24 protein-coding genes are annotated in these 24237 nt (G+C 47.6%); 4 read left to right on the plus strand and 20 right to left on the minus strand.

The genetic code is table 11. The features are described 5' to 3' along the window. Positions 1-39: 39 nt before the first annotated feature. Entirely contained in the window at positions 40-384 is a 345-nt protein-coding gene (locus D829_RS0110905) for a hypothetical protein (protein ID WP_017688921.1), read from the minus strand. Between the two features lie 123 nt (positions 385-507). Between D829_RS0110905 and D829_RS0110910 the strand changes: the two genes are divergently transcribed. After that, positions 508-930 (plus strand): hypothetical protein, encoded by a 423-nt coding sequence (locus D829_RS0110910; RefSeq protein WP_017688922.1) that lies wholly within the window; start codon positions 508-510, stop codon positions 928-930. 199 nt (positions 931-1129) lie between these two features. Here the strand turns inward: D829_RS0110910 and D829_RS0110915 are convergent, their stop codons facing one another. The 13 genes from D829_RS0110915 to D829_RS0110975 form a co-directional block, all read right to left on the minus strand. Further along, on the minus strand, positions 1130-4303 hold the full coding sequence (locus D829_RS0110915; RefSeq protein WP_017688923.1) for a bifunctional cytochrome P450/NADPH--P450 reductase: 3174 nt from the start codon (positions 4301-4303) through the stop codon (positions 1130-1132). A 299-nt stretch (positions 4304-4602) separates the two neighbouring features. Next, entirely contained in the window at positions 4603-5157 is a 555-nt protein-coding gene (locus D829_RS0110920) for a glutathione peroxidase (protein ID WP_017688924.1), read from the minus strand. Between the two features lie 214 nt (positions 5158-5371). After that, complete coding sequence (locus D829_RS0110925) at positions 5372-6097, minus strand: LUD domain-containing protein (protein ID WP_017688925.1); 726 nt, start codon at positions 6095-6097, stop codon at positions 5372-5374. Next, a complete protein-coding gene (locus D829_RS0110930; RefSeq protein ID WP_017688926.1) occupies positions 6087-7604 on the minus strand; it encodes a LutB/LldF family L-lactate oxidation iron-sulfur protein in 1518 nt (505 codons plus the stop codon). The genes D829_RS0110925 and D829_RS0110930 overlap by 11 nt, the downstream gene beginning before the upstream one ends. Next, positions 7601-8329 carry a (Fe-S)-binding protein gene (locus tag D829_RS0110935; protein WP_017688927.1) on the minus strand — a complete coding sequence of 243 codons (729 nt, stop codon included), beginning with the start codon at positions 8327-8329 and terminating at the stop codon, positions 7601-7603. Before D829_RS0110935 ends, D829_RS0110930 begins: the two co-directional genes overlap by 4 nt. Positions 8330-8385: 56 nt before the next feature. Continuing rightward, on the minus strand, positions 8386-9147 hold the full coding sequence (locus D829_RS0110940; protein ID WP_017688928.1) for a DeoR/GlpR family DNA-binding transcription regulator: 762 nt from the start codon (positions 9145-9147) through the stop codon (positions 8386-8388). Position 9148: 1 nt separating this feature from the next. Further along, positions 9149-10642 carry a rhamnulokinase family protein gene (locus D829_RS0110945; RefSeq protein WP_017688929.1) on the minus strand — a complete coding sequence of 498 codons (1494 nt, stop codon included), beginning with the start codon at positions 10640-10642 and terminating at the stop codon, positions 9149-9151. Positions 10643-10877: 235 nt separating this feature from the next. Then, a complete protein-coding gene (locus D829_RS0110950) occupies positions 10878-11393 on the minus strand; it encodes a DUF2500 domain-containing protein (protein WP_017688930.1) in 516 nt (171 codons plus the stop codon). 110 nt (positions 11394-11503) lie between these two features. Beyond that, on the minus strand, positions 11504-13306 hold the full coding sequence (gene pepF / locus D829_RS0110955) for an oligoendopeptidase F (RefSeq protein ID WP_017688931.1): 1803 nt from the start codon (positions 13304-13306) through the stop codon (positions 11504-11506). Positions 13307-13761: 455 nt separating this feature from the next. Further along, positions 13762-14127 carry a helix-turn-helix domain-containing protein gene (locus tag D829_RS0110960; RefSeq protein WP_017688932.1) on the minus strand — a complete coding sequence of 122 codons (366 nt, stop codon included), beginning with the start codon at positions 14125-14127 and terminating at the stop codon, positions 13762-13764. A gap of 267 nt (positions 14128-14394) precedes the next feature. Continuing rightward, positions 14395-14958, minus strand: coding sequence for a 6-phospho-3-hexuloisomerase (gene hxlB / locus D829_RS0110965; protein WP_017688933.1), 564 nt, complete (start codon positions 14956-14958; stop codon positions 14395-14397). Positions 14959-14962: 4 nt separating this feature from the next. Further along, positions 14963-15595, minus strand: coding sequence for a 3-hexulose-6-phosphate synthase (gene hxlA / locus D829_RS0110970; RefSeq protein WP_017688934.1), 633 nt, complete (start codon positions 15593-15595; stop codon positions 14963-14965). A 374-nt stretch (positions 15596-15969) separates the two neighbouring features. Next, positions 15970-17052 (minus strand): lactonase family protein, encoded by a 1083-nt coding sequence (locus D829_RS0110975; protein ID WP_017688935.1) that lies wholly within the window; start codon positions 17050-17052, stop codon positions 15970-15972. Between the two features lie 214 nt (positions 17053-17266). Between D829_RS0110975 and D829_RS0110980 the strand changes: the two genes are divergently transcribed. Next, positions 17267-18196: an AEC family transporter gene (locus D829_RS0110980; protein ID WP_017688936.1), complete on the plus strand. Its 930-nt coding sequence runs from the start codon at positions 17267-17269 to the stop codon at positions 18194-18196. On the opposite strand, the gene D829_RS0110985 is transcribed toward D829_RS0110980, so the two are convergent. The 5 genes from D829_RS0110985 to D829_RS0111005 form a co-directional block, all read right to left on the minus strand. After that, complete coding sequence (locus tag D829_RS0110985) at positions 18174-18764, minus strand: DUF2062 domain-containing protein (RefSeq protein ID WP_017688937.1); 591 nt, start codon at positions 18762-18764, stop codon at positions 18174-18176. The genes D829_RS0110980 and D829_RS0110985 overlap by 23 nt on opposite strands. 58 nt (positions 18765-18822) lie before the next feature. Further along, positions 18823-19281 (minus strand): OsmC family protein, encoded by a 459-nt coding sequence (locus tag D829_RS0110990; RefSeq protein WP_017688938.1) that lies wholly within the window; start codon positions 19279-19281, stop codon positions 18823-18825. 20 nt (positions 19282-19301) lie between these two features. Then, entirely contained in the window at positions 19302-20069 is a 768-nt protein-coding gene (locus D829_RS0110995) for a DeoR/GlpR family DNA-binding transcription regulator (protein ID WP_017688939.1), read from the minus strand. 137 nt (positions 20070-20206) lie between these two features. Next, positions 20207-21337 (minus strand): NADH-dependent flavin oxidoreductase, encoded by a 1131-nt coding sequence (locus tag D829_RS0111000; RefSeq protein ID WP_017688940.1) that lies wholly within the window; start codon positions 21335-21337, stop codon positions 20207-20209. A 187-nt stretch (positions 21338-21524) separates the two neighbouring features. Beyond that, positions 21525-22202 (minus strand): SOS response-associated peptidase, encoded by a 678-nt coding sequence (locus D829_RS0111005; RefSeq protein WP_017688941.1) that lies wholly within the window; start codon positions 22200-22202, stop codon positions 21525-21527. 228 nt (positions 22203-22430) lie between these two features. On the opposite strand from D829_RS0111005, the gene D829_RS30850 reads away from it, so the two are divergent. Beyond that, a complete protein-coding gene (locus D829_RS30850) occupies positions 22431-22952 on the plus strand; it encodes a hypothetical protein (protein WP_017688942.1) in 522 nt (173 codons plus the stop codon). Between the two features lie 43 nt (positions 22953-22995). Then, positions 22996-23667, plus strand: a complete 672-nt coding sequence (locus D829_RS0111015) for a hypothetical protein (RefSeq protein WP_017688943.1) — start codon at positions 22996-22998, stop codon at positions 23665-23667. Between the two features lie 131 nt (positions 23668-23798). Here the strand turns inward: D829_RS0111015 and D829_RS30855 are convergent, their stop codons facing one another. Then, positions 23799-24206: an ABC transporter substrate-binding protein gene (locus D829_RS30855; protein ID WP_017688944.1), complete on the minus strand. Its 408-nt coding sequence runs from the start codon at positions 24204-24206 to the stop codon at positions 23799-23801. Positions 24207-24237: the final 31 nt, after the last annotated feature.

Here is a 24237-nt window from a genome sequence, read left to right on the forward strand (position 1 = left end):
TCTCTCTGGTTACACAGAAGAGATGTGTTGTGTTTCGCCTTACACTTTCCGGTTCCACGCCGGATGACGATAAAATTCAATCGTATCAATATAATTTACCGTGAACTGCTGTTCCACATCCGACAAGTTCAACAGTTTGCGGTCGATTTGCTTCATCCCCATGACCACATCATGCCTTAGCAGGTCCATCGCAATTTTGCCTACAAACCCGCCCTCCATCTCCTTATGCTTGGCACGGAACTCTTCATTGTAGATCAGTTCAGGTGTGAATGCCGCTTCGACGAAAGCATTAACGAGCGTAAGCTCATTGCCCTCGATCTGCACTGCCAGATAATAATTGCCACGCTCATCCTTAATGAGGTCTTTATACATCTCTACGATCATGTGAATCACTCCTCTATTATAAAAGAAACCCCGTTAGCCTTAACGAACATGGGCTATCAAACGCACACCTTCCGACCCCGTTCCTTCATATACTAGGTACAAATGGCGAACGGAGGAATACTTATGAGCTGGCAGCATCTCCATACTGGAAAAACACTTCAGCAGCGTCTGGCAGAACTCCAGGGGCACCTTGCAGAACTGAATACTCCACTCTCCGGGTTGGAACCGGGACGTATTCGTCGTGTCTATCCAAGGCAGTTTATCAAAGTAAACCGGCAGTTATTCATTCCACTCAGTCTGAATTCCATTCGGGTATTCGATATTCCTCGAACACGGCGAGGCGTCAGAGTGGGAATCCGCACGACTTTCCCTTCCAGGAATGCATTTAACAATATCAGAATTGTGGGCGTGGGACTGGATTATCTTGAACTCCAGGGAAAAGGCAGAATCCCTTCCCGTATATTATTTCCTCTCTCCAGCGTCGAGTCGATCTATCGGCCAACCACCGGAAGAAAAAACCTGAAACGGCCTTGTAGGCGGAAGTAAAGCTGGTTCTTTTCGCAAGCCATACAATGGTTCCCAAATGTCTGCATACGGGTGCTCCCTTCCAATATATAATTATAACCCATGCAACCACTTATCTGCTGAAGAATCATTTTATGTCAAAAAGCGGTGAGAACAGAACTGCTTCTGTGTCTCACCGCTCAGCCAGTTACGGATCAAGCTGACCCTTAACATGTGTACATCAGATGCCTGTCCATACATCCTTGGCATAACGACCTTCCTGCTGAAGCTGATTAAGCCAATCTTCTGCTTCCTTCGCGGACTTGCCATGAATATCAGCGTATGCATGCTGGAGTGTAGCTTCCACATCAGGAGCCATCTTGCTGCCATCACCGCAGATATACAGATGCGCACCCTCTTCAAACAAAGGAATCAGGTGACGGGCATCGTCTCTCATCAGATGCTGTACATAACATTTCTCCTCCCCGTCTACACGGGAGAAGGCCGTATGAAGCTTCACAAGCCCTTCTTGCTGGGCTGCTTCCAGTTCATTTTTGTACAGATAATCATGTTCGGGATTCCGGCATCCAAAGTACAGATGGGCTTCACCAACCTCTTGACCTTGTTCCTTCAATACATGCCTTGCCTGCAAGAAACCTCGGAATGGAGCAACACCGGTACCCGGCCCTACCATGATAACGGGAACCTGTGCATCCTCCGGCAATTGGAACCCGGATTCCGGTGTCCGCGTGAACATGACGATCTCGTCACCCGGTTTCAGGTTAGCCAGATAGTTGGACGCAATGCCTTTGTATTCTCCCTGTCCACTCCATGCCGGGGCACGTACAACACTGACCGTAATACTCGCTTGATTGGGCTGAACACGCGGTGAACTGGAGATCGAATAATATCTGGCTTTTAATGAAGGCAGTAATTCAAGGAAACGCTCAAACGGCAGTTCACATGCCTCATATTTCACCAGGTAATCCAGCATGGAGATCCGTTTGTTCCGAACTTCATCCATATACACAGATTCATCAAGCAGCGCTTCAAGTTCTTTCTTATGCGGTGGACATACGGTGTATGCTGCCATTTCTCTCAGTTGCGCACGAGTTGCCGCCTCCTGAAGCTCAACGCTATGACTGAGCAGATCATAGAGGTTAACCGGTTGATGCAGCGGCAGATGCGCAGCACTCCGACCGGATGCATCCAGAACAAGATGCTCCGTTCCCGTGAATCCATAACGACGCAATACACGTTCCACCAACTCCGGCGGGTTCTGCGGCAGAATGCCCAGATGATCCCCTTCCTTGTAGGTTATGCCTTCAGGCAATTGGATCTCCAGGTGACGTGTGCTTCGTTCACTGCCCGCATCGTGAAGCTCCCTGTTCTCGAGTACTTCTGCCACATGTGCATCATACGTATCCGCAAGCGGTGTTACGGCGAGCCCGCTGACAAACTGTACAGATAGTGAGCTGCGTTCGCTATTGGAGCTTGTGTTTAGCTTCAGTCCCATTGTTCGTGCGAGATCCGGCCACAATTGCTCCGTCCAATCCCCCACCTGTTTCTCAAAATCTCCGCTTGCATCTGACTCCCCCAGCGGTGATAACCGCTCTGCTCCTCTGGAAGATAACTGTTCATCTATTAAATGCGGAATGCGCTGATAGGTGCTGGCCCAGTTGTGGTCACCGCATCCAAGAACGGCGAAACGCACACCTTTGAATTCATTCGCATCTGCATGTTCGATCCACTCGACAAACATCTTGGCATTACTTGGCGGCTGACCATTATAGGATGCACTGACAATAATGACGGCACCCTCCTTTGGCAGTTTGCCAACACGATCATCCAGCGTAGCAACCTCACTCCGGAAACCCTGATATCTGGCGGTATCCGCAATTTCACGTGCAATGCCTTCAGCGGTACCCAGATTGGAACCGTACAGAACAAGCATCGGTGTGTGGTGGGCATTTGCTGCATCCGGCTCCGTTCTTTTGGCGACTGGCTTTGGTTCTTCTACCGCTACACCCGGAACGGCCATGACTGGCTGCCCGCCACGCGCACGTACACGAATTGTGAAGTTATCCGGTTTGAGCGTCAGCGTTTCTTTCACCTTTAACTGATAATCAGAATGATCTATGAAGTCAAAATGCTTCAACACCATGCCCAGTACCAGCGTTGCTTCCTGAAGTGCAAACTGCTGACCAATACAGGCCCGTTGACCATTACCAAAAGGTTTATAGGCATCATGCGGCACTTTGCTCGGATCTTCGAACCGTTCCGGGCGGAATTCATCAACGTCGTCTCCCCAGGCTTCGCGGTCGCGATGCAGCTTGGGAATAAGTACACTGACGCTGTCTCCTTTTTGCAAAGGATATTGACCCGCAAGTACCGTGTCCTCTTTTGCATACAGGGAAAATGCCGGGGCCGTCGGCCATAACCGCAATGCTTCATTTAAAACCATACGAACGTACTTCAGATTGCGAACTTGGTTGTACGTTGGAACCGGATCTTTCAGAATCTGATCCACCTCAGCTTGGGCTTTAGCCAGCGTATCCGGGTTCTTCATCAGATAATAAACGGCGAAGGATAATAGACCACTTGTGGTCTCATGTCCAGCAATCAGGAATGTAATAATCTGATAACGGATATTCTCATCATCCAGCGTTTCTCCTGTCTCCGGGTCCTTGCCGCTGAGCATGTGGGACAACAGATCATCTGCCCCTTCCTGCGGTTTCTCTTTGCGCTCGGCAATAATGTGATCCACCAAAGAGAACATGGAACGGATATCCTGTTCAAACTGTTTCTTTTTGGTGATCATCAGTTTGTCTTGCAGACGCAGTCGCTGCAATGAACTCATGGATTCATCCAACGCACGAACCATACTTGTAATGAATGGATGTGGTTCTTCCCGATAGAAGCTGTTAAACCGATAGTTGAACCCACACAGTCCAATCGTGTCGAGCGTAAGACGTGTCATATCATCCGGAACGTTAACCGTCTCATCCGGGTTCAATCGTGACCATTTCTGAACCAGCTGCACAGCCAGATCAATCATTTTGTTGTGATATCCCTGCATGGCACGTTGACTGAAACTTGGCAGCAGTACGTTATGGGCTTTTTTCCAATTCGGCTCCTCGGTCCAACTCGTAAATAGTCCATCTCCTGCAAAAGCACGAACCTTCGCAAGGGGTGCCCACACACGTTTGTCAAATTTGGATTCATCTGTTACCTCGGCGACCAGTGCGTGACCGGAAATATACAATTCACTTCGCCCGGGGTACTCCATACGAAAGATCGGTCCGTATTCTTCAGCCAGTTTCACCAGGGATTGCACCGGCTCATCAAAGTTCAATTGCGGCAAATTGCCCAGTGGGCCAAATGTTTTTGGTTGAGGCACTGAAATTGGTGGCATGACGCTCACTCCTTCTTTCCAAGTTAAGAGTTCTACAACTACAAAATAATGACTTGATTTACAGACGCGATTGTACTTAACCTTCAGACCAACAGATTCAAGTTATTTTTTGCACATTTTCATATTTCATCCAGATAACGATAAAACCAACAAAGAACTGACTGACTGAAATGGTATATTGGTCAGTTTTGATTAAAAAAAATGGATGACCTCGTTATCTTCTTTTACCCTAACATTTCCAGTTCTAATCTTCAACAGTCCCAAAGTCATAGGACCTCAGGACAGGGATTTCGATATACCTATGATTTCTTCAACAGATTCTGAATAACCGACTCCATCTCTAATGGAGCTACTGTCGTTTCATAACGGCCATGGACGTCCCCATTACGGTCAATCAGGAATTTGGTGAAATTCCATTTGATCCCGTCTCCTTGGTACAACTCTGGATACTTTTCCTTCACAAAGGTGTCCATCCACTGTCCTTCCTTCGTGTCCAGATCATAACCTTGAAATGGCGCTTCTGTAATCAGATAACGGAACAAAGGATGCATCGATTGCCCAACGACCTCAACCTTCTCCAAAATCGGAAAGGATATCTGAAATTGACTTCTGCAATACTCGGCTACCTCAGCGCTACTACCAGGTTCTTTCTCGTTAAACTGGTTGCACGGGAACGCCAGAACTTCTAGCCCCTGAGCACCATATTTCTCATACATCTGCTGAAGTTCACTGAATTGGCGGGAGTAGCTACACCGACTTGCTGTATTCACAATAAGCAGAACCTTCCCTTTAAAAGCAGAAAAATCACTCTCGTGTCCCTCCATAAACGGAACTTGGTAAGAAAATATACTCATCTGTATTCATCCTCCTCTTTCTCTTCTGTATCTCATATGAATTCTCTCTTGAGATGGATTATACACTCCGATTATTAATAGGTGAAATATATAATTAATATAATTTTAATAGCTTTTAACTATAGTAGACAAAATAAAAAACTGCCCTCAGCAGTCAAACACTGCATCTCGGACAGTTATCAAATCTTGATGCGCCATCATGATCAACACACCGTTAACCCATAATCAAACCATATACAATCCCTGGTCCATGTACGCCAATGGTTAAATCATTCTCAATATCGGAAGATCGGCTTGGCCCGGAAATAAAATGGATGCCTGCCGGAAGATTCTCTCTTCCCGCTTCGTCAAATCGATCCAGCGTCTCCCCCAGTCTGGTGTACAGTCGATCCACTGGAATAATGATGATGAGTACCGTAGGCAGCAGGCTGACTGAACGACCTTTTTCCGGTGAAGAAAGTACAGTGACCGAGCCTGTGTATGCTGTTGCATAATCCGCCATGACCACACCGATATCAGCCTCAGCTGCCCGAGCCTTCCAGTTCTCATCCGCCTGACTATTCCACACTGAGATCTGTACATCCGGAAGCTGCTCTTCCAATCCGAGATCCTGTAACGCCTGTTCATTCTGACGAATGATATATCTGGCACTCAGTTCATGAGATTTGTTGGCTATAAATTGAGATACTTCTTCCATGTTCTGAACCCGGGCAATGTGTGCGCCAACACTCACAAAGTTATCAGTAAATGCTTGAATCCGCTTCTCTTCATCCCATTCCAGCTCAGTCCAAAAGTCGGGTGCTCCCCGAAAGGGTTGGGTCGGCGCATGGCGTTGCCTTGGTCTTCTCAATTTCGAAGCAATGTCATTCATGAACTGCTCCTGTTTCTCCATGGACTTCTTCTCTAATTGTGCAAGCCATTGCTGATGTTCAGTGACCATGCTTACCCTCCCCTTCCTCTCGTTCACGAATAATCTGCTCCATGCGGCTGCGAACGGAAGAATCCATGGCCGGTTGCTCCTGGTTCAGTTCTTGATCCAGCTTGTTCCATTGCTGCCGGAAAGATTTCTTGGCGAGACTTGGGGCAACCCGATAATTGTTCCAGCCTTTGAGTGGACCCAGCTTGAGAGAAATGCCGTTGTTGCGTACAACTGCCTTCTGCCCGATCTGTCCCAGACGTATGGCCGCACTGAAGCGTTTGGAATTGGAAACAACAGCGGCAAATCCCTTCATGCCCATGCTTTCCATTTTGTTTCCATGGCCGTCTTCCACTTTACGCCTACGTAAATAAACGAGCATATCATGCAATGGAATTTTAACTGGACATGCTTCATAACAGGCTCCGCACAGACTCGAAGCACCCGCAATATCGTTCCATTCATCAATGTTGCCATTGAGTGCAGGTGTCAGTACCGCGCCAATCGGACCACTGTATGTTCCACCGTAGGCATGACCTCCGATATGGCGATATACCGGGCAAGCATTCAGACAAGCACCGCAGCGAATACAATTCAGCAACTCCTGGAATTCAGGATCACCGAGTTGAAGTGATCGACCGTTGTCCACGATAATAATGTGCATTTCATCCGGCCCATCCGCATCCGCTGTTCGGCGAGGACCTGTGATGCCTGACATGTACATCGTTAATTTCTGACCTGTTGCGGAGCGTGGTAACAAGGTTGCCATGACCTCCAGATCCGTCCACGACGGGATAATCCGCTCCATGCCCATCAGTGTGATTTGCGTTTTTGGAACAGTGGATACCATACGGGCATTGCCTTCATTTTCGAACAAAACCATGGAACCTGTCTCTGCAATCGCAAAATTGCAGCCGGTCATGCCGATATCTGCTTCGAGGAATTTCTCGCGCAGCTTTTTGCGAACAAATCCGGCAAGTACCGTTGTGTCCGGCTCCAGAATTTCACCCGCTTCCTTTGATAACAACTCCGCGATCTGATAGCGGTTCTTATGGATCGCTGGAATGACAATATGAGAAGGGGCTTCGCCTGCCAGCTGAATGATGTATTCACCCAGATCGGTCTCGATGGCTTCAATGCCCGCAGACTCCAACACATGATTCAGATGCACTTCTTCCGATACCATCGATTTGGACTTCACCACCGTAGAAGCTTGCTTATGCGCCGCAATATCCAGCGCAATCGCCGCTGCTTCCACCGATGTATCTGCAAAATGAATATGAACCCCATTCGCACGGGCGTTATTTACAAATTCATTCAGATAATAATCCAGATACGCAATCGTATGCAGACGAATCTGACGGCCACGCTCCCGCCATTCATCCCAGTTTCCATGTTCTTCTGAGGCAGACTTCTTCCCGTTACGCAATCGTTCTGTCGTGAATTTGACCGCTTTACGCAGAAAATCATCATTCAAGGCCAGCCCAGCACGTTCTTTGACCGTAGTATCCATGACTCCCGGTTGGCTCATCCTGTTCGCACCCCCTCATACAGTAGTTCCGCCAAATGCATCACACGCACCGGTTCATTCCGATAACGCAGATTACCTGCGATATTCATCAGACAGGCCATGTCCAGCCCAACCAGTACTTCCGCTTGTGTCTCTTTGACATGATCGACCTTCTCCGTCACCATTGCTCCTGAAATATCGGACATTTTGATGGCAAACGTACCCCCGAACCCGCAGCAATCCTCAGCGAATGGAAGTGGAACCAATTCCAGACCTTTTACTTGAGAGAGCAGCGCCATCGGTTCATCCTTTACACCCAGCAAACGGCTGCCATGACAGGATGGATGATAGGTAACTTTGTGCGGAAAATGTGCGCCCAGATCGGTTATCCCGAGTACCTGAACGAGAAATTGAGTAAACTCATACGCTTTGGCTTCCAATCGTTTTGCTTTCTCCAGCCATACCGGTTCATCCGCGAACAGTTCGGGATAATGATGAATCATATACGTACACGATCCGGAAGGACAGACTACAAAATCACTGTCGTCAAACGCTTCAAGAATCGTTTTGGCCGCTACCCGAGTCTCGTCCCAGTACCCGCTATTGTAGGAAGGCTGACCGCAGCAGGTCTGCACCGGCGGGAAATCCAGCCGAACGCCGTGAGCAGCGAGCAATCTGACCATGGCTTCCCCCACTCGAGGATAGATGGCATCGCTGAGGCAGGTAATGAATAAGGAGACCTTCATAATTACACGCTCCTATTAACTGATTAGTAGATAAATTGTAGATAAAATATAAAAGCTTAAACTGTAATAATCCCTATGTCGTATCCGCTCAAACGGTCTGTCTGTTCAGCCTCCAATGGCTGATTGGTAACAATCATATGGACTGCATTTAACCCGGATACTCGGGCAAAAGCACGGACACCAAATTTACTGGCATCTGCAAGTAAGATGACCTGATCGGATATGCCAACCATCTTCTGCTTCAGCCTTGCTTGAAGTTCATTGGACTCACTGATTCCGCCACCTTCGAGATGTACACCTTTGCACGACATGAACATTTTATCCACGTGATACGTTTCCAGAGAACGCTCCGCGAGCGGCCCAACAAAAGACAACGAGCGAGATGCCAGCTGACCCCCTGTTGAGATGACCTCAACCTTGTCACGGCTGCTGAGTTCAGTGGCAATTTGGATCGAGTTGGTTAAGACCGTCAGCGGGAAATCCGGCATATTCGCTGCCATATAACCTGCCGTTGTGCTCGCATCCAACAGAATGCGATCACCCGGATTAATCATCGCCAGAGCCGCTTGTGCAATCCGTTTTTTCTCTTCGGCATGGGTTGTCTCCCTGATCCGGTAAGGGATCTCAGGTTGATCTTCCTTCACACTCACTGCACCACCGTGAGATCGGCGCAGTCGACCTGCCTGTTCCAGTCGATCCAGATCCCGCCGGATGGTTTCCTCCGTCACCCGGCAGCGCTCACTAAGCTCGGATACACGCATACTGCCCTTTACATTCACCATCTCCACAATTCGGTCATACCGCTCGGCTGCCAGCATGTTACACCTCACTCCCCGCTTGTGAATTAGATGAAGCCGTCACACGCAGAAATCTGCCGTAAGCATCTTCCCAGATTGACCTGTCCTGCGGCTCATACGCAGTTACCGGAAATGAATCACGAATGGCCTTACGAGCTTCCCAGATATCTTTAAAAGCTCCGCTCGCCATCCATTGCACAGCCATATTCCCGATGGCACTTCCCTCTGCTGGACCTGCCCATACCGACTTACCAATGGAATTTGCAGTCCACTGACATAACAGGCGGTTCTGGATGCCTCCACCGACCATATGCAATCCGTTGAACGTCTGACCCGACAATTGCTCCGTCCATTCCAGAACTCTTCTATACTTCAATGCAAGACTCTCCAGGATTGCCCGGGCAATAGCACCCTGATCCTCTGGTACCACTTGCCCTGTATCACGACAATACTGACGTATACGCGTCGTCATATCTCCTGCTGGCATGAATAGTTCATCATCCGGATCAAACAAACTGGCAAATGGGGGTGCCTGTTCCGCCTTTGCCAATAACGCATCATAGCTAATTCCCTGCCCCTGGCGCTCCCACTCGCGCATGCTTTCCTGCAAAATCCATAAACCCATAATGTTCTTCAGCAGACGGAATGTTCCGCCCGCCCCGCCTTCATTCGTGAAGTTCAAGGCCAGACTCTGGCTACTTATCGCAGGATGATCTATCTCCGTACCCATCAGGGACCAGGTTCCACAGCTCAGATAAGCAAATGAACGTTCCGTTGCAGGAACAGCCACAACGGCTGAACCCGTATCATGCTCTGCAACCGCGATCACGGGGATCGGGGACAATCCCAGATCGTTACAGATACTGCTTCGCAATTGTCCAACACGGGTACCTGGCAGCACGGCTTCACCAAACAGTTTCTCCGAAATACGAATATGCGCCAGCAACTCACTATCCCACTGCCCCGCTGATGGATTGTATAATTGTGTTGTGGTTGCATTGGTGAACTCATTCATCGCTTCCCCTGTCAGGAAATAACGTAGCAAATCCGGAATCATGAGAAAACGCTCTGCTTCATGAAGTAACGGGGAACCACTGCGTTGAAGCGTCGCCAATTGATACAAGGTATTAAAGCCAAGAAACTGAATCCCTGTACGTTCGAAGATTCGCTGAGAGCTCAGCTCTTGGCGTACCTGATCCATCATGCCGTTAAACTGTGTATCACGGTAATGATACGGGTTACCAAGCAACTCACCATTACTGCCAAGCAGACCAAAATCAACGCCCCAGGAATCGATCCCCAGGCTCTCCGGCTTTTCTCCCTGCTGTTTCACAAGGGTAAGCCCTTGCAACAATTCATGATGTAATCGCAGAATATCCCAGTGCATCCGCTCGCCAACCTTCACTGGTTCATTCTTGAACCGATGAATTTCGCTCGTTTCAATCCCACGATCATTCAGATGTCCCAGTAGCGCTCTCCCGCTCCCAGCGCCCAAATCATAAGCCAGCACACTCACCGCGCTTCACCAACCTTTCGAACCAATCCTATTTTCCAAACGGTATCCCTTGATTTAGTCCGTAACTCTGTACTTCATTCTGTATTTTTTATTTGTTTGTTTTTGTTTAATACTGTTTAACTTTATTTTACGAGTATATCACCATTGTAAGCGTTTGAATACCCTTCGGTTTTTCTTTCTTTTGGGTATACCAAAAACGACTCTCTCCCACCTGGGAGGAGCCGCAGTTCTTTTTTTACGTATAAAAATGACCTCTGCTTACACCCGACTGGGGCTGTACATCTCTCTCAAAATGCTTGAAGCGTGTCCCCTGATACGTCAGCATCCCTCGATCATTTTCCACCATCATGCCATAATGGTTTCCGCCAACAATCAGTTCAGTGCGCTCCCCATTGTCGAATTCAAATGTAACATAATACCGGGTAGTCGCACTGCTATCGCCGCTGCCACCTGAGACTTCCGTTCGTTTGGCGACCACCGTTGAGTGCAGGGTTAACAAAGCCGCTGCGTTATTCGATGACCACGTGCGTACCCCTGAAATAATAACAAAAACGATAACTCCCGCAATGATGAGAAATATGCCGCCAATGAAAATCGAAGCAAATGCATTCATTGTAGCAAACTCATTAAATCCCGAAAAAAAACCACCTTGATTGCCTTCAAAACCTGGTACTCCATTCATGTCGTCAAACACACCAAAGCCGTCTACGCTTAATCGGCCCATCGATGAGGACACGCTCGTTAACGCCATTCATCATCGTTCCTTTCCCCTTGCAAAAATAAGATGCACCGCCCCCACGCAAGGAAGGCGGTGCATGCAGACAACCCGTTCTGCCCTGTCCATATACTATATGAACCAGATCAGGAATACAGACGTTCAAGTTCGTCGACCAGACTGCCGACATAAGTAACCGCAGAGCGAATCGGCTCAGGTCCGGACATATCCACACCCGCAAGCTTCATTAACTCCTGTGGAGTGAGACTTCCACCAGCTTTCAGTGCATCAAGCCAGCGATCTACCGCAGGCTGTCCTTCTTCCCGAATCTGCTGTGCAGCCGCTGTGGAAGCCGTCAAACCTGCCGCATAGGTATACGGATATAGTCCCATATAATAATGAGGCTGTCTCATCCACGTCAGCTTGGCCCCTTCATCAATTACCAGATCAGGTCCCCAGAATTCGGAAAGGATGTCTCCTTTGAGCTGACTTAACGTCTTCGCCGTAATGGGCTCATCATTGGTTGCGCGTGCATAGACCCTGCGCTGCAATTCACCTTCCAGCAGATGTGTAACGAAGTTATGGTAATACGTATTCAACAGTTGCAAAATGACCCAGCGACGCATTCTCGGATTATCGGAACGCTTCAATAGATGATCGGCCAGCAGCATTTCATTCATGGTCGATGGTGCCTCAATGAAATAAAGAGATGGCCGTGTATTCGTGAGCCGTTGGTAACGTCCCGCAAGCATGAAGTGGCCTGCATGCCCCACTTCATGGGCAAGTGTAAATGCTCCGCGCATATTGTTTGCCCATGAAATTAAGATATAGGAGTGTGAACCATATATAGAGGAGCAAAATGCCCCTGTGGATTTGCCTGCGTTATCTGCGTAATCCACCCAGCGATCACTGAATGCGCGCTCTACAATCTCGCCGTACTCCGGCCCAAGCACATCAAGTGCTTCTCGAATGAGTGTGCACGCCTCATCATATGTAATGGCAGGGCTAAATTCAGGATCAAGCGGCGCCTTCAGATCACAAAACATCAGTTTGTCCAGACCCAACTCACGTTTCTTGAGCGCCGCCAGTCTGCGCATATGAGGTGCGAGTTCCTGCTGGATAATATCCAGAATATTATTGTACATCTCTTTGCTCACTTGCTGTCGGCTGAGAAGCATATCTGTAACATCGTCGTAACCACGTAGCCTGGATAACACAACCTGTTTCTTCACTTCGGTTGCATAACCTTCTGCGAACGTATTTTTGTAATCATTTAATGTCGAGCTGAATGCAGCATAAGCAGAACGGCGCAGCTTTGTATCGGACGACATCTCATAATTATTTTCATAGAATGACCAGGACAGTGGACGATTATTGTCCTCTCCATCAAGAGCATCGTCAAACGTCATATCTGCCAGTTTACCGCGCAGATAGATACGGTATGGCGAATCCAATACCTTTCCAAGTGAGGCAAGTACCTTCTCGGTCTCTGGCGTGAGCCGATGTTCTTTTTCTCGAATCAAACGCTCCAAACTGCGCGCATACGGTTCCAATCCCGGAAGCTCTTCAAGGTAACGTTCAACGGTTCCCTCCGGCAGATCAACGATCTCCGAATTGACAAAAGACAAGGACGACGACAGATTTGATAGGATATCTCCTGCTTTAGCTGAATTCTCAATATTGACCGGATTGGTGCTGTCCTCTGACTGCTTCAAGCGGGCATAAGAAGCCGTCTTGCCGATCCGCTCTTGCAAAGCTTCTCGCGCATCCAGACAAGCCAGCAATTGCTCAGCGCCTTCGCCCAGACGTCCTTTGAACGTTTCGATCTGGGCAGCAGCCTCAGGAAGTGATCGAAGCTCCTGCTCCCACTCTACATCGGTTACAAACAAGTCTTTCAGATCCCAAGTGGTTTCAGGGTTTACCTCAGCACGTGTACGTATTTTTTCCATCTGTATATGTCATCCTCCTTGCATTTCCAATATCTCTCATCGTATCATATTCCAGTTCAAGGGAGTATAGATTGGACTAAAGATTATTCACACTTACCACTCCGATGACAGAACAACCTTCAGATCGCTGTTATCCCCAGATTTTTTTGATTTCCTTTTTCAAAGGTGAAAATCCGGTGATAAAGGCGAACGCTTCGCTTCTTTAGGTTCTTTCTGTCCTCTACGTTCTCGTGTGAATGTTTAGTTCCATCTATATAAAAGGGGTATCTAGGATAAAGGCCAGTATATGCTTCCGATGTAGCTTTCTTTCAGAAAGCTTTTAGCTCCGCTTCTTCAAGCTATTTCTGTCCTCTGCGTTTCCTATAAACTTTTTCTCATGTGACCATGGTTTGAAAATAACTAAAAAACCGCCGGGTAATGGAAGAATCCATTTACCTGGCGGTTCATTATAGAACTTACTTATTTAGCTTTTTCCAAATTACATTTTCACCGTAATTTTTACCCCAGTTATACATCGCGTGCAGGACGGGCATCAGGCTTTGACCGTGATCTGTCAACGTATATTCCACCCGAGGAGGGACTTCTGCATACACCTTGCGCTCAATCAACTTGTCTTCCTCCAGCTCACGTAGCTGGTTGGTCAGCATCTTCTGGGTAATATGAGGGATTAGGCGTTTCAGCTCACTGAAACGTTTGGTGCCTTCCAGACCCAAATGCCACAAAATAATCAGTTTCCATTTGCCCCCGATCACCGCAAGGGTCAATTCCTTCTCACAGTTGATTTCTTTCAGATTAATCCGTTCCTTGACTTCGGCTGCCATGGCTCCGAGCCCCCTCATCTTCAATCTTATATCGCGTATATTACACATATCACGGGGACACTTCACACGAGGTAAGCTTTCCGCTCCATGCATGATGTAATAAGTACATTCATTCGATACAGCTATCTATTAATTCTACTACAGCCTGGTCGGGATGCAAAGTTTAACTGTAAATCACGGATAAAACCTATACAGATGAATGACTATGTATCGCAGAAAAGACCAGAACCCCTCATAATCAAAGGATTCCGGTCTTTCATCTATTCACTATTCCAGGTTCGCGTGGCGGCCAAACATATCCGCTCCGGTCATTCCCTTCATTTCCATCATCGTAAGGATGAGAGCATCCATGCCGATTAACAGTCCTTGTTCGAACAACGAGCCCATCGGCTGAATGGTTACTGCCGCTCCGGAAGTTGCTGTGTCCTCTTTGGCTGAAGCCGGGAGACGCACTACCGTAGTTGCCAATTTCCCAATCGTGGACTCTGGCTTAATCGTAATGAGACCTACAGGCGCACCAGCTTGACTAGCCTTTTGAGCCATGGCCACCAGACTGCCTGTCTCTCCTGAGCCAGAGCACAGCAAGAGGAAATCTTTCGAGCTGATCCCAGGTGTTACGGTCTCGCCCACCACATATACACGAAGCCCCATCTGCATCAGTCTCATGGCAAAAGCCTTCCCCATAAGTCCTGACCGGCCTGCTCCTGCTACAAAAATCTGTTCCGCAGCCAGAATGTGCACAGCCATCGCTTGCATCTCTGCATCGTCGATCTGGCTTAACGTACGTTCCAGCTCCTTCAAGATGTCAGCTGCGTACTGTGTTTTGCTCATCTGCTTACCCTTGTTTAACGAGACGTTGCATTTCAGCTGCAACTGCCGCTTTGTCTGCTTGTCCTGTGATACCGCCGCCTACAATAACCAGATCCGGTTGTGCTTTGATTACTTCTGGCAATGTTTCCAGCTTGATTCCACCAGCGACAGCCGTTTTAGCATTTTTCACAGCAGCTTTGAGCGTTTGCAGATCTTCGAACGGGCTTTGTCCTTCAGCTTGTAGGTCATAACCTGTGTGTACACAGATGTAATCTACGCCAAGCGCATCAATTTCACGAGCACGTTGTTCCAGGTTAGGCACGTTGATCATGTCTACAAGAACTTGTTTGTTTTGTTTCTTCGCTTCTGCTACTGCACCTTTGATCGTACTGTCATTGGTTGCCCCAAGCACTGTGATCAGATCTGCACCAGCCTCAGCTGCTTTCATGATTTCATAACCACCAGCGTCCATAATTTTAATGTCTGCAAGAACTTGCAGATGAGGGAATGCTTCTTTCATCGCTTTTACCGCGTGCAAACCTTCATTAATAACGATTGGTGTACCAATCTCAACGATATCAATATATTGCTCAACCTCTTTAACCAGTGCGATACCTTCAGGGATATTTACCAAGTCGAGCGCCAATTGCAATTTCATCATTTATTTCTCCTTTGTTGTTCAAGTATGATTCGTTCCTGTAAAAATAATAATCAGATATTTAGCCTGCACCAATTGGTCTGTTCAGATGCATGCAGTGTTTGTTTTGGCTACTCACTTATTGTAGACCCTGACTATCCATTCAGGAAGTACGCACTTTGAAGTGGGGTAGTTACTTGCACGATACTATTGATAATTTTTCGTTGTTAGGTGAATCAAATATAGAATTAATCCTCTATTCCAATCCACACGCTTACAGCAGAACAGCAGCCTAATCATCCAATTAGATATTTAATATAAAAGCCCCCGCCACATGGCAGGGTCTTTATCGTTATCATTCAATCCAACCAGGGCTGGTTTAGAATTTTATCATTTTACAGATATACTGGTTTCACGCATACCGGCTTGGAAACACCTGTGCTGTGACCTGTGTATTTCAGACGTCCGCTCTCCTGATCTACCGTGAATGTCACGAGGTTGTTCGTATCGCGGTTAGCTGCGATCAGCAATTTGCCGTTAGGTGTCAGAGCAAAGTGACGCGGATGCTCACCTTCTGCAGATACATGCTCAACCAGTGTCAGGTGACCTTTGTCTGCATCTACTGCAAATACAACGATGCTGTCATGTCCACGGTTAGAACCATATACATAACGTCCATCATTGGAAACCGTGATTTCTGCTGTTGTATTCTCTTTGCCATCATATCCATCAGGCAGTGTGGATACTGTAGACAATTCAGTCAACGTGCCCGCTGCTGCATCATATTTGAACGAAGTAATGGAAGAATCCACTTCATTGATGACATAAGCGAATTGACCATTCGGGTGGAACGCCAAGTGACGTGGGCCTGCTCCCGGATGTGTTTTGGTTTCACTGTGCAGCACAAGTTCATTTTTGTCTGCATCAATAGAATAGATCGCGATGTTATCTGCGCCCAGATCCTGTACCATCATGTATTTACCATCTGGGCTGAAGAATGCGGAGTGAACATGTGGCTTGTCCTGACGTTCAGGATGCGCACCTTGTCCTTTATGTTTCTTCTCGTCCAAAAGCGCTCCAACTTCACCGTTATCCGTCAAGGCTTGCAGTCCTACCAGACCACCGTGGTAGCTGGACAGGATCAAGTATTTGCCGGAAGGGTCACGCTGGATATGACATGGTGGAGCTGAAATGGAGTTATTCCGGTTCAGCAACGTTAATTTTCCTGTAGAAGGATCAATACTCAGAGCTACCGCTTCAGACATTTTGTTGCCTTCAGCTGACGCTGTTTCACCAATCGCATACAGTTTGTTTCCTTCAGCATCCACGTTGACAAACGTTGGGTTTTTCACACCAGCGATGCCGTCAAGCTTGGACAAGCTGCCTGTATCCTCATTCAATTCATATGCATAAATGCCCTCATTTTCCGCTTCGGCGTAAGAGCCGGCAAGTACGAGCAAGCGTTTTGATTCACTCATTACAGTTTCCTCCTCTATGTGTATGTAATCTTGTTGCACCTCTTCTATAATAAATCTGCCATATCAAAATAGCAATCCGCTGTCGCTGCCCATCAGGGAAATCCTTAGTTAAGCAAGGCGATTACTACACATCATCATACTGAAATCCATTCATATGAGATGCATCTTCTGCTATGATAAGATAGGTTTTTCATCCAGAAGGGACTGAATTGCATTGCTTCACTCATTTTTACTCACGTTATACCATGTATTCCTGCCGATATCACTTCCCGTGATTGGAGGTATTCTGTTAAAACGCTTCAAGAATTGGGATACCCGGTCGCTCTCGACCTTTTCCCTTTATATTTTGAGCCCTGCGCTCATCTTCAATACATTGCTGCATGCAGAGATTACCTGGACGGATGTCACCAGCACGTTCTGGTTCTCTATTATTAATCTGATTGCTCTGTGGGCACTCGCCGAGCTGTTAAGCCGGGTTTTCCGTCTGGGTGCAAGCGAAAAAGCGGGTCTCACCCTCGTCTCCACGTTTACGAACTGCGTGAATTACGGGCTCCCGCTTGTGCTGCTTGCCTTTGGTCAGCTTGGACTCGACAAGGCTTCCGTCTACGTCATTGGACAGATGATCATTGTTAATACGGTAGGTATCTTTTTTGCCGCAAGATCCCAATTCACGGTAAAAGATGCGATTCTGTCCGTTTTCCGCATGCCATCCATCTATGCTGCTGGCATCGCCATTGCGCTACGTGGGTCCAATCTGAGCCTGCCTGACGCACTCGATAGAGGCATCTCCATGCTGGCTGCGGGCTACTCGCCTGTTGTTCTCGCCATTCTGGGAGCACAGATGCTCAGACCAAAAGGTGCAACGGTGCCTTGGCTACCCAATGTACGCCGAGCTTTCTGGACCGGGCTTGTGGTCCGTCTCGCAGCTGCGCCAATCCTGTCCTGGCTGATACTGACCGCTCTTCAGGTCGAAGGCACGTTGTTCAGTGTGCTGCTGATCCTCGCATCGATGCCGACCGCAGTGAACGCCGTTATTTTGGCTGAACAGTTCAATGCTTCTCCGCAGTTTGTATCCCGCTGTATTCTGTGGACCACCGCTGCATCCATGTTGATACTGCCCATTATGATTGTGATGGCTTCCTGATTAATACCGGAGGTGATACCGAAGCGATATCCGCTTGTCGGCGTTTCTCAAGCCGGCGTTCGTAACGCCGGTTGAGCGCTCTGACGTAAAAGAATTTTACGACAAAGTACGAAATCACACCCAGAATGACACCGAACACGGACATGCCTGCCAGAATATCCAGTCCACCAAGCAACAATTCACTCACGGCCGACCAGTTTCCACGAAATAGCTCCATGAATGCACTCTCATGTACCAGTCCCTGTCCCATACTGTGAGCAGGCAAAATCCATGAGCCAATTTGTTTGGCGAGTGGCATCAGGATAATAGGTAAAAACGTAAGTTTCCCGATCACATTGCCAACAATCGCTGCTGGCATCGAACCCCCAGACAGTCGCACAATCGGATAAAATACGAGATATATCAGGGAAGCGGTCGAGATCACGATCAGTTCCAGTCCGAACCCTATGGCAAATCCGGTAGATACTTTATGGGCACCTCCGGGAGCACGTAACAATTTGAGAAAATTCAGCTTCATAGCACGTGTTAAACGTACCCAGCGGTTAGTCTTACGCTTCTGTGTGTTCATACCGAATTACTCCTTATTTTACACAAATGACAACTTGAATCGTCTATTCTTCAGTATATCACACCGCGTTAGCACCTGTAGTAACAATGACCGGTTGTGTCTCCATCTGGACATTACCTGCCACCGCTCGGGAGATCATACAGGAGAATTCAGCCTTATGCGCCAAGCGCTCAGCCTTGGTCAGATCCGCCTCAGAGGCATCTGCGCTGAGCACAATCCGGGGTCTATGTACGATCCGTTCGTACGTAAATACGTTATTCGTAACATCTACCGTAGCTTCCGATTCAAGCGTCAATTCATCTGGCGTAATATCCGAACGCTCCAGCATCGCTGCCAGCGTGATCAGGTAACAGGTGGAGGCTGCACCCAGCAGCATCTCGTCCGGGTTAGTTCCCGTACCGGGTCCGCCCATCTCCTGCGGAATCGATATGATCGTTTTTAACCCACCCGCATCGATTGTTCCCTCACTGTTACGCCCACCATTCCATACCGCTTTCAGATGAAAAGGATGTTTCATGACATTCATTCCTTTCTGATTTACACACGTATACACGTAATATTCTGCTCAATCAATGCACTAATGCGCTCTTCATCTACACCCTGATCTGTAATCACTTTGCCCACACTGCTCATCTCAGCAACTCTGGTAAACGCCTGTATGTTAAATTTGCTGGAATCTGCAAGTAAAATGACCTCATCCGCAATATGGATCATTTTCTGCTTCACCAAGGCCTGTAATTCATTGGATTCACTGATGCCTTTGGTCAGATGTACCCCTTTGCAAGACAAAAACACTTTGTCTACATGATAAGCATCCAGCGAACGTTCTGCCAGCGGTCCTACAAAAGACAGTGACTTCGAAGCCAATTGCCCACCTGTAGCAATCACGCGAATCTGCTCCTTGTTACTCAGCTCTGCGGCGACTTTAATTGAGTTGGTTAATACCGTCAGTGGAATGTTCGGCAATCCTGCCGCCATATACCACGCCGTTGTACTTGCATCCAGGGCGATCCGGTCGCCGGATTCCACCATTTTCACCGCTTCGCTTGCAATTCTGCGCTTCTCTTCTGCATGGGCTACAGCCCGTTCCGGATACGGAATCTCCGACTGTAACTCATCCTTGTATTTTACGCTGACCGCCCCGCCATGGGACCGTCTGAGTCTGCCCGCCTGTTCGAGCTTGTCCAGATCACGACGAATCGTCTCCTCCGTCACCCCGCAGCGCTCACTAAGTTCGGTCACACGCATACTGCCTTGCGTATCCACCCATTCCACTATTTTCTCATACCGTTCAGCTACGAGCATATTCCTTCACTCCAAACCGTTGATTATCCAGTTGATCCTGTTCATCCATCATACCACAGAGCGATCACAAGGAGAATTTGGTCCATGTGCAAAAAGAGGGAGCTTTCGCCCCCTCCATTCCAGTCCTGAAGTGTATCTTATTTATCTTCTGCCATAGGGAACCAACCCGGTGTGTGGATAATTGCATTCCACAATCCGTCAGGAATAACCAAGCGTTCCTTATCCGATTTGGTCAAAATCGTTCCGATGTCTTCTTCCCGTCCGCTCTCGATTTTCTCAACCCAATCCGGGTCAATAATCAACTCACGTCCAATGGCAAGCAAAGGTACTCCCGTTTGGAGCGCCTCAGCGGCCTGATCTGCCGTATGAATCGAACCTACACCGATCACAGGCAGTTTACCGTTCACACGATCCAGAATGAATTCCATTCTCGAACGCGTATCTGCTTCGCCACGTCTTGGCTTGGACCAGAATTCGTTCACAGAGACATGAAGGTAATCCAGATTTTTATCTTTCAATGCATCCACTAGTAGATACGTATCTTCCATTGTGAGTCCCGGTGTTTCCGGTTCTTCCGGGGAGAAGCGGTAACCAATGATGAACGGCAGTTTCGTATGTTCGGCAACGACCTTCTGAATCTCGTCCACTACAGCAAGCGGGAATGTCAGACGTTTCTCGGCACTTCCGCCCCAGCGATCTTCACGTTGGTTGGAATGCGGGGAGAAGAATTGCTGGATCAGGTAACCGTTGGCACCGTGAATCTCAACACCATCAAATCCGGCTTCAATTGCACGACGTGTCGCTTCACCAAAGTCTTTAATAATGGAAGTAATCTCCGCATCCGTCAACTCTCTTGGTTCAGGAGATCCAGGACGCTCACTCGCAACTGCACTAGGAGCAACTACTTGACCCGCAGGTACGGCTTGTTCTGGTGTCAGACGGCCCGCATGGAAAATTTGCAATACGGCTACGGAGCCTTGCTGCTTAATCGTATCAGCAAGTTTTTTCAGACCAGGAATGAAGCGATCGTCATATACGCCAAACTGAGCCGGGAAACCAATGCCAGTCTCTGTTACATGCCCTACAGCCGTAATCGACATGCCAGCACCACCGGTGCGACGTGCATAATAAGCAAGTTCAGCATCGGATATCGTACCATCTGCATTAGAGGACATATGAGTCATAGGAGCAAGCACGATACGGTTTTTCAGTGTAATGCCAGTCGGCAGTGAAACTTGTTCAAACATCTGGTTAAACTTTGGATTCATTCGTGGTTCCCTCCTGATACTAAATATCTCTTTTAATAGATATATGAATATATGCGTTCGCTTACTGTAATGATTATAGTTACGTTTCACTGCAATTGCAACTCTTCATTTTCAGAAAGGAAAAAAAGAGCAGAGTGTCTCCCAGACTCTCGGCCCCTTCATCTTCTTCACTCTATTCAAAAGATTTTCAGAAACTCCGAACGTAAGCCAGCTTCTGATCCATCTCTTCTACGCATTCGTAACAGTCGTGTTCATCGTTAGCGACCATTGGGGTGACTGGATACAGATTCATCTCTGTACTGTTATACGATTTCAATAGCGGTAACAACTGAGTCACCCGTGTATTAGCCGGGTCAAGCCAAGTGTTGATCTCTTCTTCGGAGAGGATGGCTGGCATTTTACTGCCAAACTCGCGTGTAACCATGTTCGCGCCTGCCATAAGCATCGTGCAGGTACGAAGCGGCTCTTTCCGTGTATCTCTCCACACCTCGTATAACCCAGCAATACCGAACAGACCACGATCCGGCATGACAACACGAACCGCATAACTTTTTTTGCCCTCTTGCCGCCAGTAATATAATCCATTGCAGGGAATGACGCAGCGCTTGGTCTCTACCAGTTTGTAATAGGAAGGATTCTCATGCACCGTCATGAGATTCGCGTTAACCGCATCACGACCCCAGAATGGAATGAACCCCCACCGGAACTCATCCAATACACGCTCACCATCCTGATGCAAAATAATCGGCGTATGCTGGGTTGGGCTGATATTGTATCGGTTTTTGTAATAATACATCACTCGCTGAACCTTGAAATGATCTCTGACTTCGTCCAAATCGGCTGCCAATGAAAAACGGTTGCACATGCTCAAGCACTACCTTTCCCTGTGAGAAGTTGAACGTATTGTTTGTTATTTCAGGGAAATTATGCATGCATATCGAACAGAAAATGACTTATTTTGACACCATTAGGGTCTGATCAAGATATATTTCATGTTTTTCACGACAAAAATAACGACCTCGGACTCATTTCAACTCCAATATTACTTGTTACTATAATAGAGAATAAAATACATTTATTGGAGGTTTTAAGTATGAAAAGGAAGTTTTTGATGAGCATCATGTTGTTCTCAGCGATTGCGATGTTTGGCAGTACCATCTATGCGGCAACCTTTCTGACCTACGGTTATGCCAGCACCACCATCCCCATTCGTACGTATAATTACGCCTCCGCATGGCAGACTCCCATGGACGCTTCCCTTACCAACTGGAACAATGCAGGTGCCAAAGTTAAATTCACCAAAACAAGTAACTCCCCAAACACCATCACCGCAGGAAACTTCAATAATACAGCATATGGTGTCAACTACGCCTCCGTATCTGGCAGTCAAGTCGTAAGCTTCCGCATTGAACTCAATACATCCACGATCACACCTGACGCAAACAACTTATCCAACTTCATTCAAAGCGTATTTGTCCACGAACTCGGACACTCCATATGGCTCGGTGACAACCCGACAACAAGTAGTCCTTCCATTATGTCTTACTCCCGCAACCGTAATTCCATGACCCAACCCCAAACTTTTGATATCAATAACGTAAAATCCAAGTACTAATCCGTTACGAACTCATCCCAAAATCCAAGGAGGATCCCTGTCCATGAACAAAAATCGAGTATTAACGCTGCTTCTCTCTTCCATTTTCATTCTATCTGCAGTTGGATGTTCTTCTGTTACACCTACCGCGTCCCCATCCGATGCACCTATGACCATTATTGCTTCTGAAGATTACCCGAGTTATGCCAGCATTGGCGACCTGTCCGAGAGAGCAAATACCATTGTGAAAGGCAGTGTTGTTGAGACTCGTGTGGAAGCTTTAAACGATATCGCACAAGTTACTGATGCTGCTAATGAGAACGAGTTAACCCCCGCGTCCGATCCGGGCGGAGAGCCATCTTCTTTTGACAAAATCTATACGATCCACACGATTCAGGTCGCTGAATCCTATAAAGGCAGTTACACTGCCGGGGAAAAACTTGAAGTGAAGCAACTTGGCGGACAACTAGGCAACACCGAGATTATTAATGATGACAACCTCAAGCTGATTCCTACCAAAGACTATGTACTCTTCCTGGAAACGTATGAAGACACCCCTGCCAGCCTGCTCAACTCCGTTCAAAGTCTCTACGTGATCAAATCTGCCGCCAAGTCGAATCAGCCAGGTCAGCAACAATCACCGTCAGAAGTCATTGTGAGTGCAAACCCCGAGAATGACCTCACACTGCAACTGGAGGATCTGCAAGAAATTCAGAACGAACAAAAGAGCGAATAAACTCTTATATGGTAATCACACTGCTATTTCATCTCGTACAGGCAGCTAATTCCCTCTACTGTTCAGTCCTACATACGAATATGAAAACCGTGCTGCTCAGCAAACTGGGCGGCACGGTTTTTTGAAGTTCCTTATTTAGACGGTGTATTAAGTCCAATAATCCATTCAGCCAGATCCTGTGTCTGTTTCAACAAGGCGATAGGGTCACGGAACCAGGATTGTTCTTCCGTCCATATGTACACATTTCCATTTTTGATAGCAGGTAATGAACCCCAGATCGGCTCTGCCTGAAGGTCTTTCAACTGAGACTTGCTGGTCAGCACAATGTAATCTCCGGCATATTTGGAGAGCAGTTCTATAGAGAATTCATAATAGGCGCCCTGCATCAACTCGGATGGAATGTTCTTTGGTGCTTGCAAACCAAGCAATTCGTAGATGTTACGCCCTCCCCGGCCCGACTGATTGCCAAAAATGAAGACTTGGCGATCATATTCCTGCATAACGGAGAATGTAGCGTCAGCTGGAACAACACTCTGCACCTCCTGCTTGATTTTGGCAATCTCCTCATCA

It is taken from the genome of Paenibacillus sp. PAMC 26794, assembly GCF_000316035.1.
In the GTDB taxonomy this organism is placed as follows: domain Bacteria; phylum Bacillota; class Bacilli; order Paenibacillales; family Paenibacillaceae; genus Paenibacillus.